The sequence below is a fragment of the Bacillus sp. 3G2 genome (assembly GCF_044324725.1).
GTDB classification, from domain to species: domain Bacteria; phylum Bacillota; class Bacilli; order Bacillales; family Bacillaceae_G; genus Bacillus_A; species Bacillus_A mobilis.
The window spans coordinates 1,980,659-1,999,724 of record NZ_CP172246.1; the positions used below are offsets into that span (position 1 = coordinate 1,980,659).

Consider the following 19,066-nt stretch of genomic DNA (forward strand, 5'->3'; position numbering starts at 1 on the left):
TAAAAGGTGAGTGAATTTTCGCTCATCTTTTATTTGTATAGGAGGAATTAGAGTTGTTAAAAGGAATCAATCATCTTTGTTTTTCAGTATCTAATTTAAAAGATTCTATTACATTTTATGAAAAAGTATTGGAAGGGGAATTATTAGTTAAAGGGAGAAAACTCGCATATTTCAATATATGCGGGGTATGGGTAGCGCTTAATGAAGAAACACATATTCCGAGAAATGAGATTCATGAATCTTATACGCATATTGCGTTTTCAGTTGAACAGAAAGACTTTGAACGCCTATTGCAGAGATTAGAAGTGAACGATGTTCATATTTTACAAGGAAGAGAACGGAATGTAAGGGACTGTGAGTCTATATATTTTGTTGATCCTGACGGCCATAAGTTTGAATTTCACTCAGGGACATTGCAAGACCGACTTAATTATTATAGAGAAGATAAACCTCATATGACATTTTACTAAGGGAGGAAAAAAGTTGCATGCGCTAGTAATTGGCGGGACAGGAATGCTAAAGAGAGTCTCTATGTGGCTTTGTGAGAAAGGATTTCATGTTTCTATTATTGGACGAGATGAAGTGAAATTAGAAAATGTTAAGCGAGAGAGTGCTGCGCCAGAAAGGATCACATGTCTACCATTAGATTATCATAATAATGACGATGTAAAGCTAGCTACTAAAAGTACAATTGAGAGGAATGGTCCAATAACAGTAGTTGTCGCATGGATACACGCAAATGCGAAGGATACGTTATCACTCATTTGTAGAGAATTAGAGTTGTGGCCTGAAACATACAACGTTTTTCATATTTTTGGTAGTAAAGCGTCGCGTATGCCCGCACAAAAAATAGGAGGTACGCGGTGTAGCTACCATAGAATAATATTAGGTTTTATATTAGAAGATACGTACGGGAGATGGCTTACCCATGAAGAAATATCGGATGGGGTAATAAAAGGAATTGAGAGTAAGTGTGATGAATGGATTGTAGGACGAGTAGAACCGTGGGAATTGCGGCCAAAATGGTGAGGGGGAATGAGAAATGAAGACAACTGTATATGTAACAAGGCACGGTGAAACAGAATGGAATGTAGCGAAGCGAATGCAAGGGCGGAAAAATTCTGCTTTAACTGAGAATGGTATGCTACAAGCTAAGCAATTAGGAGATCGAATGAAAGATTTATCTATCGATGCGATTTATAGTAGTCCGAGTGAAAGAACGCTACATACTGCAGAGTTAATAAAGGGCGAACGTGATATACCGATAATCGCGGATGAGCATTTCTATGAAATTAACATGGGTGAATGGGAAGGACAGACAGTCGACAATATAGAAAGGCAATACCCAGACGAAATACAATTGTTTTGGTATGAGCCACATCTTTTTCAGTCAACATCAGGAGAAAATTTTGAGTCTGTTTATAAAAGGGTAATTGAGGGGATACAGCTTCTTCTAGAAAAGCATAAAGGAGAAAGTATATTAATTGTTTCCCATGCGGCAGCGGCAAAACTACTTGTAGGACATTTTGCGGGTATTGAAATAGAAAATGTTTGGAATGATCCATTTATGCATAGTGCTAGTCTAAGTATAATAGAATTTGAAGAAGGTAAAGGTGAAGTGAAGCAATTTGCAGATATAAGTCATTTTCAATGAACGTAAAAAAGGCCGCAAAACGGCCTTTTTTTGTAGGCATAAAAACTAGCAATTACGTTTTTTATACCAGAAGTGATCGAATTTCTTGTTTTTGCAAGATGGGAATTTATGTCCGCCTTTGCAATCATTCCATTTGTGTCCATTATCGTGACAGTCTCTACCATGATCACATGAATCATCGCACGAGTGACCGTCTCTATGCGGGAAGAATTCGCACTTTTTACAGAAGCTTCGTTTTGTCCAGAAAAATTTCTTTTCAAAGCGTATGCATTTTGTAACGAACGTACAATGTTTCCTACGCGTCACTTTCGTAACTAAAACGCATTCTTTTCTACGCGTTACTTTCGTAACGAACGTCCATTTTTGAACGCGTACACGAGTGCATTTTGTAACAAATGTCCATTTTTTTACATGTGTACATTTTGTAACGAACGTACAATGTTTCACACGAGTACATCTTGTTCTTGGACATTTACCCCCAGTTGTACATTTACATCCTGTTGTACATCGATGATGAGAGAATTTATCATCATCGCACTCAAAAGCACTTGGATCTTGATGTAAAAAATCCTCCATCCCAGCACTTTTGATTTCTTCAACCGCTTTTCTAATATCACGTTTCATAGAAATCCTCCTTATCATGTATTCAGGTGAAAAGGTATTCTTTTTCCTTAACATGATATGAGATATGACGTCTTTCTGAACAGGACAAGAGTGTAATTTTATATAAATAGATGATAGCGGATGTATGGACAAGGCAAGGTGCATACATTGAATGAAGAGAACTGAGAAGGGATGAGAAAATATGCTGCCTTCATATGATTTTTTTATTCATCCAATGTACGTAGTGGAATTGAAAAAAGACATTTGGTCAGATAGTCCAGTGCCAGCAAAATTAACTTATGGAAAAAAGAAGTATGACATTGATATCGTATACCGAGGTGCTCATATTCGTGAATTTGAGAAAAAGTCTTATCATGTTATGTTTTATAAACCGAAAAAATTTCAAGGTGCGAAAGAGTTTCATTTGAACTCTGAATTTATGGATCCGTCTCTCATACGAAATAAATTATCTTTAGACTTTTTTCACGATATTGGTGTGCTTTCACCAAAATCACAACATGTATTTATAAAAATTAATGGTCAAATTCAAGGTGTATATTTACAGTTAGAATCAGTTGATGAAAACTTTTTGAAAAATAGAGGATTACCAAATGGTTCTATTTATTATGCGATAGATGATGATGCGAACTTTTCTTTAATGAGTGAGAGAGATAAAGATGTTAAGACAGAGCTTTTTGCGGGATATGAATTTAAATGTTCGAATGAAAATAGCGAAGAACAGCTGAGTGAATTTGTATTTCAAGCGAATACTTTGAAGAGGGAAGCTTATGAAAAAGAAATTGGGAATTTTTTGCATGTAGACAAATATTTAAGGTGGTTAGCTGGCGTCATTTTTACGCAAAACTTTGATGGTTTTGTTCATAACTATGCGCTATATCATAATGATGAAACAAATTTATTTGAAGTGATACCGTGGGATTATGATGCGACTTGGGGGCGTGATGTACAAGGAAGGCCACTAAATCATGAGTATATTCGTATTCAAGGCTATAACACGTTAAGCGCAAGATTGTTAGATATACCTGTATTTAGGAAGCAATACCGAAGTATTTTGGAAGAAATATTAGAAGAAAAATTTACTGTTTCGTTTATGAGGCCGAAAGTTGAAGGTTTGTGTGAATCGATTCGTCCATATTTACTACAAGATCCCTATATGAAAGAAAAATTAGAAACATTTGATCAAGAAGCGGATATGATTTATGAATATATAAATAAGAGAAGAAAGTATATACATGACCACCTACATGAATTGGATTAATTTTGAAAGAGATTGGAACATTATCAATCTCTTTTTTTGTATAATAAAGATGTATCAGTGAAACTAACTTAATATTCAATTAAAAGAGGATAGGAGATGTGGAAACATGACGGTAAAATGGATTGATTGGGTAAAACAAATACAAGCTATAGCCCAAGCGGGTTTAACGTATTCTAAAGATGTGTATGATATAGAGCGTTTCCAACAATTACGGGATATTTCCATTTCGATGATGTCACATTACACAAAGACAGATTGGGAAGTTGTAGAGAAGTTATTTGCAAATGAGACAGGCTATCAAACACCAAAAGTTGATATAAGAGCAGTCGTTTTTCAAAATGAAAAGTTATTATTTGTGAAAGAAAAAAGTGATGGGAAATGGGCATTGCCAGGTGGATGGGCTGATATCGGCTATACGCCAACAGAAGTAGCAGCGAAAGAAGTTATAGAGGAGACGGGTTATGAAGTAAATGATTTTAAGCTACTCGCTATATTTGATAAAGAAAAACATCAACCATCGCCTTCAGCAACACACGTATATAAAATTTTTATTGGCTGTAAGATTATTGGTGGCGAAAAGAAAACGAGTATTGAAACAGAAGATGTGGAGTTCTTTGGTGAAAATGAATTGCCTAATTTATCGATTGCTAGAAATACCGAAGAACAAATTAAAGAAATGTTTTCCTTCATGAAAGAACCTCAGAAAGAAACCTTACTAGATTAATAGATAATATTGTTGGAATGAAGATATTGGCAGAATGCAACCTTTATGTAATAATGGGATGGTATGTGAAGAAAAAAGGAGATAGAAAATAAAATGTTAGCAAGCATAATAGATCAGTTATTGCAATTTTTTGCAAGCTTAGGTTACTTTGGAGTAGCGCTAGCTTTAATGATTGAAATTATCCCGAGTGAAATTGTACTATCGTATGCGGGCTTTTTAGTTGCAGATGGTAAAATTAGCTTTGTCGGTGCAGTCATTGCTGGAACAATCGGTGGTACGTTAGCTCAAATATTTTTATATTGGCTTGGATACTATGGAGGACGTCCAGTTGTAGAGAAATACGGGAAATATCTACTTATTAATAAACACCATTTAGACATAGCGGAAGGTTGGTTTAAGCGTTACGGAGCAGGAGTCATCTTTTCTGCGCGCTTTATCCCAGTCGTACGTCACGCAATCTCTATTCCAGCAGGATTAGCTAAAATGCCGTTAAAACTATTTACACTGTATACTGTAGTTGCGATTATTCCATGGTCAATACTATTTATATACTTAGGTGAAAAGCTTGGTGGAAATTGGAGACACATTAAAGAGTATGCATCTGATTACACACATTACATAATTATAGGAGCTGTTCTCTTTGTTGCTTTATACTTTGGTTTAAAGTATTTCAAAAAGAAAAAAGCAGCGCGTTAAAGTCAATGATTTTTCATTGGCTTTTTTATTTGTTTCGGCAAAAAGACTCCATCTGATTTGTGTTACGGGTGAAACCCAACAATTCAGGGGTTGTTGACTTGTTTCGGTTCTAAAAAAACAGAGTTGTCCATAATGTATAATAATAAAGCGTAGCGGAGGAATGTGATGAAAGGGTCACCGTTTATACGTGGAACGATATTTTTAACGATGGCAACGATGATATCTAAAATGTTAGGGTTTATATATGTTATACCATTTACAGCAATGGTCGGTACGAGTGGGTACGTTTTATACACGTATGCATATCGTCCATATACGATTATGCTCAGCATTGCAACGATGGGACTACCACTGGCAGTTTCGAAAATGGTATCAAAATATGATCAACTGAATGATTATCATACGGTTAAGAGAGTGTTAAAGAGCGGTATCTTTTTTATGTTAATAATGGGAGTAATCTCATGTTTAACCCTATATATATTAGCTCCACATTTAGCTAAACTTGTAATCGATGGAAATGATCAAACAGGGAATAGTGTAGCGGCAGTCACAACTAATATTCAAATTGTAAGTTTTGCGTTAATACTTGTACCGGTAATGAGTTTATTAAGGGGATTCTTTCAAGGGTTCCAATCGATGGGGCCTTCTGCTTTAAGTGTAGTGGTAGAGCAATTTTTTCGGGTCTTAACCATTTTGATAGGAAGCTTTGTCGTGTTATATATTTTAAAAGCTTCTGTCTCGCTAGCGGTTGGTATTTCAACGTTCGGTGCCTTTATGGGAGCGATAGGTGGACTGACTGTATTAAGTGCATATTACATAAGGAGGAGAAAGCACTTAAAGAAAAAAGAAATGGCAAGTATCCCGCAAACAACGAAATCATTTTTTTCGCTATATAAGGAGCTCTTTACATATTCAATACCATTTGTTGTCGTTGGTTTAGCAATTCCGTTGTATCAGACGATTGACACATTTACAATTAATAAACTACTTATACAAATAGGATATATGCAAGGAGAAGCGGAGAAGATTAATGCAATAATTGGTCTTGTTCAGATGGTTGTACTTATCCCGGTTTCCGTTGCGACTGCTTTTAGTATGTCTCTCGTACCTGAGATGACAAAAGCCTATACAGCAGGAAATGTGAAGTTACTGTACAAACATTTTACGAGGACGAATGTACTAGTAGTAGGTATTACGGTACCAGCAGCAATTGGAATGATGTTGCTTGCGAAACCAGTATATACTCTTTTATTTGGTGCTGGCAATGATCCGGAGATGGGGAGAGTTATTTTGCAGTATTATGCTCCTGCCTGTATACTATTTTCGCTATTTACAGTAACAGCTGCGATGTTACAAGGAATTAATCAACAACAGAAAACAGTACTAGGATTAGTGATTGGCATTATTGTGAAAATAGTTTTAAATATTGTGTTGCTTCCGTATTTCGATTATGTAAGCTTTATCATTTCAACATACGCTGGTTATACGATTTCGGTTGGCTTTAACTTGTGGATGCTTTCTAAATATGTTATAAAGGCAACATAAGCTTTTTAAGGCAGAGAGCACTCTGTCTTTTTCTTTGTTTATAATATTTTTCTTATAAAAACGTTTTCAAAATAATTTTTCTATTGAAATTTAAACGTATGTTTCATATGCTGAGAATGGCGGTTCAAAAACTGTTGTGTAAGAAAGGTAGATTCCTACATGTAAATAGAATCGGGGTGATAGTATGTTAAATATTTATTTAACAGACCGAAACGGAAAACTACAAGAGGTTGAGGAAATGCAAAAGGGTTGCTGGATTAATGTACTTCATCCAACGGAAGAAGAAATTCAATATCTAGTACAAACTTTAAATGTAGACTTAGATTTCATTAAAGACCCTTTAGATGACGAAGAACGCTCTCGTATTGAAAAGGAAGACAATAATACTTTAATAATCGTGGATATTCCAACAGTTAGACATGATGAAGAAGGAAATTCAATTTATGACACGATTCCAATTGGTATGATTGTCATGCCAGATTGTTTTGTGACAATTTGTTTAGAAGAAAACCCAATTTTTGAACGTTTTATTAATCAACGTATTAAAGAATTTTATACGTTTAAAAAGACGCGTTTTGCACTTCAGCTCTTATATACGATTTCTACTTATTATTTAAGATACTTAAAGCAAATAAATCGAAAAACAATCGATTTAGAGCATCAATTAAATCAGTCGATGAAAAATAAAGAGATTTTCACATTGTTAGGCCTTGAAAAAAGTTTAGTATATTTTACGACATCATTAAAGGCGAATAAAATTGTAATTCAAAAATTAATGCGAAACAGTACATTTTTAAAAATGTATGAAGACGATCAAGATTTATTAGAAGATGTATTAATCGAAAATAAACAGGCTATTGAAATGGCGGAAATATATAGTCACATTTTAAGTGGAATGATGAATACTTTTAGCTCTGTTATATCGAATAATTTAAACAGTGTTATGAAACTGTTAACGTCTATTACAATCATTTTATCATTACCAACAATGGTCTCTAGTTTCTTTGGAATGAACGTAAAGGTTCCGTTTGAAGGTGAGGCTCAAGGTTTTGTAATTGTACTTATAATATGTTTAACATTATCTTGCGCTTTAGCATTTGTATTTTGGAAGAAACGTTACTTTTAACGATAAGAAAGCTGCTCTAGCATAGTTGTATAACTGCGCTAGAGCAGCTTTTTTGCTATGAAATCCAAAGTTTTGAATAGAATATAACTTATAAAATGTAATGTATATGAAGGGAGTGTATTCCGTATAAGTCTTGTCCAATTCATAAAATGAGGTTAAAATTACATATTGTTAATGAAAAGTTGGAGGAAATACATCATGGAATTGTTTCAATTACCGAAAGCATTCCTGCAAATGAATACAATCTTTATCTCCATATTGATCGAAGCACTTCCTTTTGTGCTCATTGGTGTATTTATTTCAGGATTCATTCAAATGTTTGTGACCGAGGATATGGTAGCGAAATGGATGCCGAAAAACCGTTTTCTGTCTGTATTAATGGCTACTTTTTTAGGTATGATGTTTCCGGGCTGTGAATGTGGAATTGTTCCGATTGTAAGACGATTAATCGGAAAAGGGGTTCCGCCATATGCCGGGATTGCATTTATGTTAACTGGTCCAATTATTAATCCGGTCGTATTATTTGCAACATATGTTGCCTTTGGAAGTAGTATGCACATGGTATGGTATCGTTCTATTGTAGCGATTATCGTAGCAATTATCGTTGGAATTATATTATCATTTAAGTTTAAAGAACATCAATTAAGAGATGATCACTTCCCAGAAGTGAATCATAAGCGTCCATTACGTAAAAAAATGTGGGATGTATGTACGCATGCTGTTGAGGAATTTTTCTCGATGGGAAAATATTTAGTATTAGGTGCGTTAATTGCAGCTGCAGTTCAAACGTTCGTACAAACTTCAACACTGCTTGCTATAGGACAAGGGCCGTTTTCTTCACCAGCTGTTATGATGGGACTTGCTTACATTTTATCACTTTGTTCAGAAGCGGATGCATTTATTGCTTCGTCATTCCAAAGTACATTTTCAACAGCATCACTTGTCGCGTTCCTCGTATACGGACCGATGGTGGATATTAAAAATATGTTTATGATGCTTGCAACATTTAAAACGAAATTTGTAATTGTCGTTACAGTTACAGTTACACTTGTTGTTTATGCAAGCTCACTACTCATTTATGCGATGGGGTGGTAGGTTATGTTTCGAGCATATATATTATTAGGTTTTACAATCTTAATCGCGCAGCTTCATATTTCAGGTAATATTACGAAGTATATCAATATGAAGTATGCCTATTTATCAAAAACAGCAGCTATTATTTTAGGTTTTTTAACGGTCGTTCAAATTATTATCGTTTTCCAAAAAGAACATCAAAAAGAAAGAGAAAAAGAACAGCACAACTGTGGTTGCGATCATAGCCATTGCGGACATGATCATTCAAAAGATGAGAATACATGGTGGAAAAAAGCATTTTCGTACACATTGTTTTGTTTTCCGATAGTCTCAGGATTGTTTTTCCCAATTGCAACGTTAGATTCAGATATTGTTAAGGCGAAAGGGTTTCATTTTCCAGTAGCACAAGCAGAAAGTAAAGATCCATTTATGACAAGGCAATTTCTAAGACCTGATACGAGCATTTATTACGGGAAAGAAGGATACCGTGGTGTAATGGAAAAAGGGAAAAAAGAGTTCGTTACGAAAGATAGTATTACTTTAAAAGATGAAGATTTCCTAAAAGGGATGGAAACAATTTATAATTATCCTGGCGAGTTTACTGGGAAAAAATTATCTTTTAAAGGGTTTGTTTTCAAAGATGATTCTTCTAAAAAAGAACAATATTTCTTATTCCGTTTCGGTATTATACATTGTGTAGCGGATTCTGGTGTATATGGTATGTTAGTGAAAAAACCAGAAGGAGTAGAATGGAACAATGATGATTGGATTCAAGTTGAAGGAGAAATAGCAACGGAATTTTATCAGCCATTCCATGCGAACATTCCGGTTTTAGAAGTAACGAAATGGAATAAAGTTGAACAGCCGAAAGAACAATATGTATTTAGAGGAGCCGATTGATCACATCGGTTCTTTTTTGTGGACTAAGAGTTCTGAATGTTGTTAATATTAAACGTGTAGTGATAGTAAGTTCATACTGTTCTAATGTTAATGGGAAATGGAACTCTTACCGAATTTCTTTGCTCCAGCCGAATTTTGTGGTGGGTAGTTCACTTTCTGCAAATAGTGGATTAAATAATCAAAGAGGTGATAACAATGACTGAAGTAAAGGGAAAAACAGCTAATGAATCCAGAGTGTTTAAAACGAGCCGAGTATTTCCAACAGATTTAAATGATCATAATACGTTATTTGGTGGGAAAATATTAGCCGAGATGGATATGGTTGCTTCTATCTCAGCAACGAGGCATGCAAGAAAAGAATGTGTCACAGCATCTATGGATTGGGTAGATTTCTTACATCCTGTTCGCTCTTCAGATTGTGTTAGTTATGAATCTTTTGTAATTTGGACGGGTAGAACTTCTATGGAAGTATTTGTGAAGGTAGTAGCAGAAGACCTAATTTCAGGTGAGAAACGTATAGCAGCAACATCATTTGTTACATTCGTTGCACTTAGTAAGGAGAATAACCCGGTTCCAGTTCCTCGAGTAATCCCTGAAACAGAAGAAGAGAAAGAATTACATCGCATTGCTGTGTTGCGTGCAGAACAACGCCATATACGTAAGGCAGAGAGTAAGAAAGTAGCTACATTACTAACTTTTTGAATTGAATATGTAGTCGTTAAAGGTATTATAACGGACTGATATGTTTTTCATATGAAAAGCGGACACCTAAAAATAGGTGTCCGCTTTTATAGTTTTTTCATCCACATATCATATGACGATAACTACTTAGCAGAAGCAAGCAGCACCGACGATGATTAAGAGGATAAATAATACGACTAATAGCGCGAATCCATTACCTTGTGCGAAGCCCATTGTTATTTCCTCCTTTTATTTTAAGATACAACATACAATATGCAAATGAGCTATCGTTTGATATGGACATATATCATGTAATGACATATTTTCTTGAATGATAATGTATTAAAAAAGGGAAGATATAGAAATAACAGTAAGTGGAGAAAGGAAAATATCCATGAAACACTTTTTCGCTGTACTCCTTTTTTTAGTAGGTGTATTCATTTGGATGAACATCGATGTGGAAATGGGGAAAAAAATGGCTAGTGAATATGAATTAGGACAAGTTCGATTAGGTGACTTTCAACTATATACGAACGGCGAAGAGTTATATAAGAATTTATTTGAGGATATACGTAATGCAGAAAAGTACATATATATCCATTTTTATATTGTAGGTAAAGATGAAATAAGCCAAGAATTTTTGCAGTTGCTCGAGAAAAAGGCATCGAGCGGAGTAGAAGTAAAATTGTCAGTCGATCGAATAGGTGGATATAAGCTGAAGAAAAAGATAATTCGTCAATTAAAAAGAAACGGTGTCCAGTTTACGTTTAGTAAAAAGCTTAAACTGAAACATGTATTCTATTCATTGCATCAACGGAATCATAGACGCATTGTTACGATAGATGGGAAGATATCATATGTCGGCGGTTTTAATATTGGAAAGGAGTACCTTGGACAAGATCCGAAATTTGGTCCGTGGCGTGATTATCATGTACGCATCAATGGGAATGGTGCTACCGATATGGAAAGAAAATTTGCTGCTGACTGGAAAGAAGATACAGGAGAAATAATGCCTGTACATGAAAGTTTACCTGCAATAGGGGATGTGAAGTATCAATATTTATTTTCAGATGGAAAAGGTTTATGGGAGAAATATGGAGCGCTTTTAAAGCAGGCTAAAAAATCTTTAATTATTGCTACGCCATATTTTGTACCAAGTAAAGAAATGATAAATGAGTTAAAAGATGCATTACATCGCGGTGTCAATGTGAAAATTCTCGTACCATTTAAAAGTGATGCGGTATTGTTAAAACAAGCGGCTTATCCATATTTGAAAGATATGAACGATGCTGGAGCAGAAATTTATCAATATCGGAATGGTTTTTTTCACGGGAAAGTAACGATCATTGATGGAGAAATTGTCGATATAGGTACAGCGAATTTTGATAATAGAAGTTTTTATTTAAATTGTGAATCTAATTGTCTCATATATGATAAAAAAGTTGTTGCTGACGTATGGAACCGATTAAAAGTAGATTTTCATAAATCAAAAAAATTTTCGAAAGAAGATTTTGAGAAAATTAGTAAATGGGATTGGTTTTTAGCAAGAATAGCAAATGTTATAGCATCATATTTATAGTATATATACAAAAGAGAAGGGAGGTACTTTCATGGATTGTATGAAAGAATTAATGAGGTATAGTTATATGCTTATATATAAGGTTGGGGAGTATACAGGAAAGGTAAGAGACGAAGAATTAAAGGAGCTATTGCAGCAGCATTTACCTTATATGTTGCAAGCATATAATGAACAAGTGAATTTTCAAGAAGGAGAGAATGTACAGCATATAACTTGTGAACCAATTTCATTTCATTTTCATGAAATGGAAAAGGAAACTGATAGTAAATATACAGGGGATGTCCATATTGCAACTTGTTATATTTCGCATTTAAAACGGTTATCACTAAAGTTCGCTCAAGTGGCAGTTGAAGTTGCGAATCCGGAATTCCGCTCGTTTTTAGAAAATTGCTTCCTGAAAATGAACCGTTATGCCTATAGTGTATGGCAATATGTTGTGAAGAAAGAGTATAAGATTAAACATGTATATGAAAATGAAAAGTTTGCATAAGAAACTAAGGCGGAAAGATAGGCGCCTTAGTTTTTTTACTTTTCATGGAGAAAAAAGAATAGGAGTCTATATTTATTATCAGAAAATTTACAAAAATTTACCGTTTATTTACTATTTTTCAATCTTTCCTTTAAAAATAGAGAGTAATATGGGGTTGTACATATTCTATCTAAAGGAGGAAACGCAAATGAACAAATGGGTTAAATCATTAACTGCTATGGCACTTGCAAGTTCTTTATTAATGGTAGGTTGTAGTAAAGGTGAGGACAAGAAGAAAGAAGACGATACAACAACACAACAAGAGGACAAAAAGGATAAAGAAACAAGTGGAACTGAGAAGTCTACGGATTCTAAAGAAAAGAAATAAAATAATAATAATAGAGCTTCCTCCTAAATATGAGGAAGCTTTTTTGTTGTAAATTGAGTGAGATTATTGAAAAATAGAGAAAGAATGAAAAGGGGGAAAACAAATGAAAGTATGTATATTGGGAGCAACTGGGCGAGTAGGTTCAAACATAATAAAATTAGCATTAAAGGATTCAGCTGAAGTGACTGCATTAGCGCGTGATGTAAATAAAATAGAAATAAATCATGAAAGGTTACGAGTTATAGAAGGTAATGTATGGAATGAAAATGATATAAAGAAAGCGATAGAAGGAAGCGATATAGTAATTAGTGCACTTGGTACGGATCAAAATGGGACATTAGCGAAGAGTATGCCGCAAATTATAAAGCAAATGAAAGAAGAAGGAGTTCATAAAATCATTACAATAGGAACAGCTGGTATTTTACAAGCGAGAACAAATTTAAATTTATATCGTTTTCAATCAACTGAATCAAAAAGGAAGACAACAACAGCAGCAGAAGATCATTTAGCTGCATATAAGATGCTTAGTCGTAGTAATTTATGTTGGACGGTCGTTTGTCCGACGCATTTAATAGACGGTGATGTGACAGGGGTATATCGAACTGAAAAAGATGTATTACCAGAAGGTGGAGCGAAAATAACAGTTGGTGATACAGCGCAATTTACGTGGAATCTATGTAGTGAAAACAAATATGAGAATAGTCGAGTCGGAATTTCCTATTAAAAAACCATCCCGAAATTGGGATGGTTAAAAGATGATATAACATACAAATATGATAATCATAATGATTTGTAGAATGGCTTTTGCTACTGTACTGCTTAAAAAACCAACTACAGTAGCAACTCCTACTAGAAAGGCATCTTTTGGTGCTTTTTTATGCATGAGTTCTGTTATAAATACCGATAAGAACGGTATGATAATTAAACCGAATGGTGGGAAGAAGAAAGAGCCGACAATGATAGAAATCATACCGACACGTTCGCCCCATTTAGAACTCCCGTATTTCTTTAGGAAATATCCATTTGCGATAAAATCAGCAACGAAAATGAAAAGTGTGAAAATGACTTGAATAATCCAAAAGGAAGTTGTTAGTTCTCCGCCATTTATACCAAAATGGTAAATGAAATATCCAGCCCATACAGCAAGGATGCCTGGAATGATAGGGTAAATAAAGGCGAGAAATGAAACAATGAAACAGGCAATAATACAGATTGTTAATAATGCTGTCACTTTATAACTCCTTCTTCGTGTCTAATTTATGTACCGCAATTTTTTTCACTTGATGTCCATCAAGTTCTAGTGCTTTAAATTGAAAACCGGCAAATTCAATGAAATAACCAGCCTCAATATTTAAGTCCACTGCTTGAGAGAGGAACCAGCCCCCAATTGTATCTAAATCGCTATCATCAATATGTAGGCCAAACATATCATTTACTTCAGAAATGAGCACCTTCCCGTCTAAAACAGTAAGCTTCGGCGTACGTTTTTCAATCATAGGTGATTCATCTGCATCAAACTCATCTTGAATTTCTCCAATGATTTCTTCAAGAATATCTTCCATTGTTAAAAGTCCAGCAGTACCACCATATTCATCCATAACGATTGCCATCTGAACACGATTCTTTTGTAGATGTACGAGTGTTTTGCGAATTGGAACAGTTTCAAATACAGTTAGTACTGGATGTATGTAAGATTCAAGTGGCTTATGGATGCCTTTCGTTTGATCGTGAAATACTTCTTTCGTATTGATCATACCGATAATATCATCTTTATCTTTTTCGATGATAGGATAGCGTGTAAACTTTTCAGTTGCGACGATATTCATATTTTCTTCTAACGTATTTTCAGTAGATAAGCAAATCATTTCTGTACGAGGGACCATAATTTCTTTTGCAACTCGGTCGTCAAATTCAAAAATATTATTCACATATTTATATTCGGTTTGGTTTATTTCACCGCTTTTAAAACTTTCGCCTAAAATAAGTCGTAGTTCCTCTTCAGAATGGGCAAGTTCGTTTTCTTTCGCAGGCTCTAATCCGAGTAGTTTTGTGAAAAAGATAGCCGCACTATTAAGTAACCAAATGAATGGATACATAATTTTATCAAATAAAATAAGTGGTCGTGCAAACTTAAGTGTGATTGCTTCTGCTTTTTGAATGGCGAAAGACTTTGGAACTAATTCACCTAATACAACATGGAAAAATGTAATAAAACTAAAAGCAATAATAAAGGATAAAGTATTCGCCATTGTTCCAGTAATATTAATCTTTTCAAAGAGCGGTCGTAGTAAATGTTCCACAGTTGGTTCACCAAGCCAACCAAGCCCTAAAGAAGTAATCGTAATCCCGAGCTGACAAGCTGATAAATAAACATCTAAATTAGATAGGACACTTCTTGCAGCTAAAGCTTGTTTATTGCCTTCATTTGCAAGCTGGTCAATTCGACTTTTTCGTACTTTTACAACAGCGAATTCTGATGCAACGAAAAAGCCTGAAATAAGGATGAGTATAAAGATGAGAAAAATATTTAATATGTCCAAGTGTGTTCTCTATTCCATAGTTTGGAATAAAGATGTCACCTCCTGCAATTATGTTATACTTTTATAATAAATCCAAACGAAAAGAATAGTCAAAGAAAAAGGGTAAATATTAGTATGTTTCTGCACTAGCTTTTGAATTTGCTGTTATTTTGTCCGCTATACAAAAGGAATAACCCTCCACTTTCAGATTCTAGAGGGTTATTTCAAATTAAGGTTTTGGAATACTTCTCGTTAAAGCGTATGATTGTTGTTTAACGTGATTTGTCGTCCATAGCGTTTGAAGGAAAGAGAGTATGCAATACGGGATATACAAAAGCAGTAAGCTAATTGTGACAATTACAGGTGCATTTCCGCCGAATTGAACGATAAATTGTAATAGTCCGCTTGCGTGAAAAACGCATTCCATAAAAACGAATGAAAGAATAATGGAACCTAGAATAGATTTATGATTCGAAGTAAGCGCCAAAAACAATGTATCTACAAGGAAAGAAGATTGTTTTATTTCATATTCATTTCTATTACTTAAGAAAGGAACCCACTTTTTCATTGCTTGCATAACGATAATCATGGAAGTACTACAGACGATGATGAAAGATGAGTAGTAGGGAAGTTTTATAAATTTTGCGATGTATAGGAGTAGAAATAAGACTGAGCATTGTAATAATACGGTACAAAAAGAGTACGGTATCCATCTTAATAAAGAAGTGAACTTCTTTACCGAATGAGGTGCTTTAAAAAATAAATGACCGATCCCTAAACTGATGAAGAATCCAATCGCAAGAGTAAAGGTAAAACGAACAATCGATACGAAATATATTTCCCATATGTAAGGGAATAACGGTGTTGAATGATTCGAAGTATGAACCATCTGATTTGCTGAGAAAAAGATAGATTCGTGCATCCAATCAATCTTTGGAATTGTCATAGAAGAAAGTTGTGCGAAGTTATGAAAAATGCTTATAAAGCCAGTTATGTATGAGTATTTATGTGTAATGAATAAAGCAGGAATAGGACTAATAATAAAAATAATGAGAACACCGACAATAAATTTACATATATGTGAGCGCAATAAAGACATGTAATCACCTACTCTTAGAATATTCAGAAAATTCTTATTCTTATTTTAGCTTTTTTCTGTGTAAGTTACAATATATTTTTCTTAAAGAAGTTTAGTATTGTAGGGGGTATAAGTGAATGAAACGTGAATAAATTATGACAAGAAAATGAATAATTTTCAGAAAAGTAAAATAAATTATTTATTTTTTTCTGAAAATATAATATAGTTATGGCACAGAAAGTATTTTAACATAAGGAGGCTGTTTATGAGGATTAAAGGGAATTATGTGCCGAAAAGGGAAGTTCTGTTTTGCTCAAGTTCAATTACAATAGGGGAAGCGCTGAAGCATTTAAATAAAACTGGCTATCGTTGTGTACCAGTTTTAGATGAAAAAAAAGAGAAATATTTAGGGAATATATATAAAGTAGATATTTTAGAATATAAAGGTTCGCTGGAGGAGAGTGTAGTACAATTATTAAACGACAAAGAAGGATATGTTAGAGAAGATTCTTCATTCTTTAAAGTATTTTTTACAATAAAAAAATTACCTTATTTATCAGTGGTTGATGAAAAAGGAGTTTTCCTTGGAATTTTAACGCATAAAAAAGTTTTTGAGTTGTTAGAAGATGCTTGGGGCGTTCATTCTAGTAAATATTCTGTCATGATTGGAACACAAGATTATAATGGGGCCATTCAAAAATTATCGACAGTATTAAAAAAATATACAGGTATCCAAAGTTTAATGACTTTTGATAATGATGCCTTATTAGTTCGTAGAATTATGTTTACATTAGGAGAAGAGTTTAACGACGGTGAACTAGATACGTTATTGACAGATTTAGAAGATCACGGATTTAGAGTTGTGTATGTGGAAGAGATGAAAAATCCACGTGAAGTTGAAACGATAGAGTAACATGCAAAAGCCATCTAATTATGTTGGATGGCTTTTTTGCTATGTTACGTGCATAAAGTTATTTGAAAATAATGATAGGGTAAATGGTGAGATTGTAACAATATTTGTGCAAAAGAATAAAAAATGTAGATAATTTGGATTTTCAAAAAAGTCAATTTGAAAATATGTTTTTATTTTTCAACTAAATATGTTACTATATGTGTGATAAAAACAAAGAGGTCTGACAACTATACTCCGCGCAATACCACTCTAATGATTTAAAAATTCAAAAAAATCAAAAATTGATAATTAGAGTAAAAATAAGGGGAATGGAGAAATTATGGAGAAAGACACTGCTTTGTAAGGGGCATATTTTATCATCATGAGCAGAGAGGAGGATGCATAGCATATTGTGAAAATAGAGATAAACAATGAAAAAGTGCTATGCAAATGAAAAGTATGAAGGGACGTTTAAGGCCAGGTGATACGGTAGCAATTGGTTTAATGTTATTTGCACTATTTTTAGGAGCAGGAAATTTAATTTTCCCACCAGTTTTAGGGCAACAAGCTGGAGAGAATGTTTGGGTTGCTACAATTGGATTCCTTGTAACGGGAGTCGGATTACCCCTTTTAGCTGTAACAGCTGTCGCGTTTGTAGAGGGGGACTTGAAAGCGCTATCTTCTAGAGTTCACCCTATATTTGCGTTTATTTTTCCATTGATTAGTTATTTAGCGATTGGACCATTTTTCGCGATTCCGCGTACGGGAGCCGTTTCATTTGAAATGGGTATGAAGCCATTTTTATCAGAAGCAATGGTTTCAGAGTGGTACATGTTGTTTCTATTCACGATAGTTTTCTTCGGAATAACGTGGTATTTATCATTAAATCCATCTAAATTAGTGGATTGGTTTGGAAAATTTCTTACACCATTGTTAGTATTAATTGTTGCTGTAATTGTCGGAAAGGCAATTATTGATCCAATTGGAGAACCAGCTGCGCCGCTAGCGGCATATCAAGAAAATGCTTTCTTTGGTGGATTTATACAAGGATATTTAACGATGGATGCAATTAGTGCGCTCGTATTTGGAATTGTCGTTGTACAAGTTATCCGCTCTAAAGGGATAAAAGAGAGTAGTGAAGTTGCAAAAATAACAGTAGTATCAGGTATTATTGCTGTACTTGGTTTAACGTTAATCTATTTATCACTTGCTTATCTTGGTTCAACGAGTACATCACTTGGTGTATCAGAGAATGGTGGGCTTATTTTAACGAATGTTGTAAATGAGTTATATGGAACAAGTGGTAAAGTTTTATTAGGACTTGTTATTATACTTGCTTGTTTAACAACTTCTGTTGGATTAACATCAGCTTGTGCGGGCTTCTTTACAAACTTATTCCCAAAACTTTCGCATAAAACGATTGTAACGATGGTATGTGTGTTTAGTTTAATTGTATCTAACCTAGGTTTAACACAATTAATCGCAGTTACTTTACCAGTGTTAATGATCATTTATCCAGTTGCAATTGTATTAATTGTACTTTCTTACTTCCATAAATGGATTGGGAAGCGTAATACCATTTATATTGGAGCGATTTTAGGTGCATTGTTAATTAGTTTCTTTAACGGTTTAGAAAGTGCGAAAATTAAAATTGACGCGATTTCTAACGTACTACAAATGTTACCATTATATAATGAAGGAATAGGATGGTTAATCCCATCATGTATTGGCGGGATTCTCGGTTTCTTCTTCTATAAATCAAATGAATCAAGTGAACTACAAAAGAAAGGTGCTTAGGCGCCTTTCTTTTTTTAAAAGGGGATTTTTGTATTTTGTCTAAGTAATAAATGGGAGGAATG

22 protein-coding genes are annotated in these 19,066 nt (G+C 34.2%); 17 read left to right on the forward strand and 5 right to left on the reverse strand.

The genetic code is table 11. From position 1 onward, the window contains the following. Positions 1-53 precede the first annotated feature (53 nt). From fosB to ACHZK0_RS10095, 3 genes are read left to right on the forward strand one after another with little or no spacing between them, the layout of a single operon-like run. Positions 54-470, forward strand: coding sequence for a FosBx1 family fosfomycin resistance bacillithiol transferase (fosB, locus tag ACHZK0_RS10085; protein ID WP_262742169.1), 417 nt, complete (start codon positions 54-56; stop codon positions 468-470). Positions 471-483: 13 nt separating this feature from the next. Further along, on the forward strand, positions 484-1,029 hold the full coding sequence (locus tag ACHZK0_RS10090) for a short-chain dehydrogenase (RefSeq protein WP_262742167.1): 546 nt from the start codon (positions 484-486) through the stop codon (positions 1,027-1,029). Between the two features lie 13 nt (positions 1,030-1,042). Then, positions 1,043-1,654 (forward strand): phosphoserine phosphatase 1, encoded by a 612-nt coding sequence (locus ACHZK0_RS10095; protein ID WP_061676444.1) that lies wholly within the window; start codon positions 1,043-1,045, stop codon positions 1,652-1,654. Between the two features lie 45 nt (positions 1,655-1,699). Here ACHZK0_RS10095 and exsB read toward each other — a convergent pair whose 3' ends face one another. Further along, positions 1,700-2,278, reverse strand: coding sequence for an exosporium protein ExsB (gene exsB, locus ACHZK0_RS10100; RefSeq protein WP_016088231.1), 579 nt, complete (start codon positions 2,276-2,278; stop codon positions 1,700-1,702). A gap of 181 nt (positions 2,279-2,459) precedes the next feature. On the opposite strand from exsB, the gene cotH reads away from it, so the two are divergent. The 8 genes from cotH (at position 2,460) to ACHZK0_RS10140 (ending at position 10,303) form a co-directional block, all read left to right on the forward strand. Next, positions 2,460-3,536, forward strand: a complete 1,077-nt coding sequence (cotH, locus tag ACHZK0_RS10105) for a spore coat protein CotH (RefSeq protein ID WP_262742165.1) — start codon at positions 2,460-2,462, stop codon at positions 3,534-3,536. Positions 3,537-3,642: 106 nt separating this feature from the next. Then, on the forward strand, positions 3,643-4,260 hold the full coding sequence (locus ACHZK0_RS10110) for an NUDIX hydrolase N-terminal domain-containing protein (RefSeq protein WP_262742164.1): 618 nt from the start codon (positions 3,643-3,645) through the stop codon (positions 4,258-4,260). Between the two features lie 93 nt (positions 4,261-4,353). After that, positions 4,354-4,956, forward strand: coding sequence for a DedA family protein (locus ACHZK0_RS10115; protein WP_000881202.1), 603 nt, complete (start codon positions 4,354-4,356; stop codon positions 4,954-4,956). Between the two features lie 165 nt (positions 4,957-5,121). Further along, the gene (locus ACHZK0_RS10120; RefSeq protein WP_262742163.1) at positions 5,122-6,501 is read left to right on the forward strand and encodes a putative polysaccharide biosynthesis protein; all 1,380 of its coding nucleotides are present in this window, start codon (positions 5,122-5,124) and stop codon (positions 6,499-6,501) included. Positions 6,502-6,685: 184 nt separating this feature from the next. Next, positions 6,686-7,627 carry a magnesium transporter CorA family protein gene (locus tag ACHZK0_RS10125; protein WP_073518588.1) on the forward strand — a complete coding sequence of 314 codons (942 nt, stop codon included), beginning with the start codon at positions 6,686-6,688 and terminating at the stop codon, positions 7,625-7,627. 198 nt (positions 7,628-7,825) lie between these two features. Then, positions 7,826-8,722 (forward strand): permease, encoded by an 897-nt coding sequence (locus ACHZK0_RS10130; protein ID WP_061676438.1) that lies wholly within the window; start codon positions 7,826-7,828, stop codon positions 8,720-8,722. Between the two features lie 3 nt (positions 8,723-8,725). Continuing rightward, positions 8,726-9,601, forward strand: coding sequence for a TIGR03943 family putative permease subunit (locus ACHZK0_RS10135; RefSeq protein ID WP_088029551.1), 876 nt, complete (start codon positions 8,726-8,728; stop codon positions 9,599-9,601). Between the two features lie 195 nt (positions 9,602-9,796). Then, positions 9,797-10,303 carry an acyl-CoA thioesterase gene (locus tag ACHZK0_RS10140; protein ID WP_000141167.1) on the forward strand — a complete coding sequence of 169 codons (507 nt, stop codon included), beginning with the start codon at positions 9,797-9,799 and terminating at the stop codon, positions 10,301-10,303. 126 nt (positions 10,304-10,429) lie between these two features. Here ACHZK0_RS10140 and ACHZK0_RS10145 read toward each other — a convergent pair whose 3' ends face one another. After that, positions 10,430-10,516 (reverse strand): YjcZ family sporulation protein, encoded by an 87-nt coding sequence (locus tag ACHZK0_RS10145; RefSeq protein WP_071721689.1) that lies wholly within the window; start codon positions 10,514-10,516, stop codon positions 10,430-10,432. A gap of 160 nt (positions 10,517-10,676) precedes the next feature. Here ACHZK0_RS10145 and cls point away from each other — a divergent pair, with 160 nt between their 5' ends. From cls to ACHZK0_RS10165, 4 genes are all read left to right on the forward strand, one after another. Continuing rightward, positions 10,677-11,861, forward strand: a complete 1,185-nt coding sequence (gene cls / locus ACHZK0_RS10150) for a cardiolipin synthase (protein WP_262742162.1) — start codon at positions 10,677-10,679, stop codon at positions 11,859-11,861. 31 nt (positions 11,862-11,892) lie between these two features. Beyond that, on the forward strand, positions 11,893-12,351 hold the full coding sequence (locus tag ACHZK0_RS10155; RefSeq protein WP_063261342.1) for a spore coat protein: 459 nt from the start codon (positions 11,893-11,895) through the stop codon (positions 12,349-12,351). A 187-nt stretch (positions 12,352-12,538) separates the two neighbouring features. Continuing rightward, positions 12,539-12,718: a hypothetical protein gene (locus ACHZK0_RS10160; RefSeq protein WP_001045960.1), complete on the forward strand. Its 180-nt coding sequence runs from the start codon at positions 12,539-12,541 to the stop codon at positions 12,716-12,718. A 103-nt stretch (positions 12,719-12,821) separates the two neighbouring features. Next, positions 12,822-13,442 carry an NAD(P)-dependent oxidoreductase gene (locus tag ACHZK0_RS10165; RefSeq protein ID WP_395761501.1) on the forward strand — a complete coding sequence of 207 codons (621 nt, stop codon included), beginning with the start codon at positions 12,822-12,824 and terminating at the stop codon, positions 13,440-13,442. A gap of 24 nt (positions 13,443-13,466) precedes the next feature. Here the strand turns inward: ACHZK0_RS10165 and ACHZK0_RS10170 are convergent, their stop codons facing one another. The 3 genes from ACHZK0_RS10170 to ACHZK0_RS10180 all read right to left on the reverse strand — a co-directional run bounded on the left by ACHZK0_RS10170 (position 13,467) and on the right by ACHZK0_RS10180 (position 16,336). Continuing rightward, positions 13,467-13,949, reverse strand: a complete 483-nt coding sequence (locus ACHZK0_RS10170) for a DUF456 domain-containing protein (protein WP_073518583.1) — start codon at positions 13,947-13,949, stop codon at positions 13,467-13,469. Position 13,950: 1 nt separating this feature from the next. Continuing rightward, entirely contained in the window at positions 13,951-15,258 is a 1,308-nt protein-coding gene (locus ACHZK0_RS10175; RefSeq protein WP_061676432.1) for a hemolysin family protein, read from the reverse strand. Positions 15,259-15,466: 208 nt separating this feature from the next. Beyond that, positions 15,467-16,336, reverse strand: a complete 870-nt coding sequence (locus ACHZK0_RS10180) for a hypothetical protein (RefSeq protein ID WP_395761502.1) — start codon at positions 16,334-16,336, stop codon at positions 15,467-15,469. Between the two features lie 244 nt (positions 16,337-16,580). On the opposite strand from ACHZK0_RS10180, the gene cbpA reads away from it, so the two are divergent. Then, on the forward strand, positions 16,581-17,228 hold the full coding sequence (cbpA, locus tag ACHZK0_RS10185; protein WP_395761503.1) for a cyclic di-AMP binding protein CbpA: 648 nt from the start codon (positions 16,581-16,583) through the stop codon (positions 17,226-17,228). A gap of 438 nt (positions 17,229-17,666) precedes the next feature. Then, the gene (gene brnQ4, locus ACHZK0_RS10190) at positions 17,667-19,004 is read left to right on the forward strand and encodes a branched-chain amino acid transport system II carrier protein BrnQ4 (RefSeq protein ID WP_395761703.1); all 1,338 of its coding nucleotides are present in this window, start codon (positions 17,667-17,669) and stop codon (positions 19,002-19,004) included. The last annotated feature ends 62 nt before the right edge of the window (positions 19,005-19,066 follow it).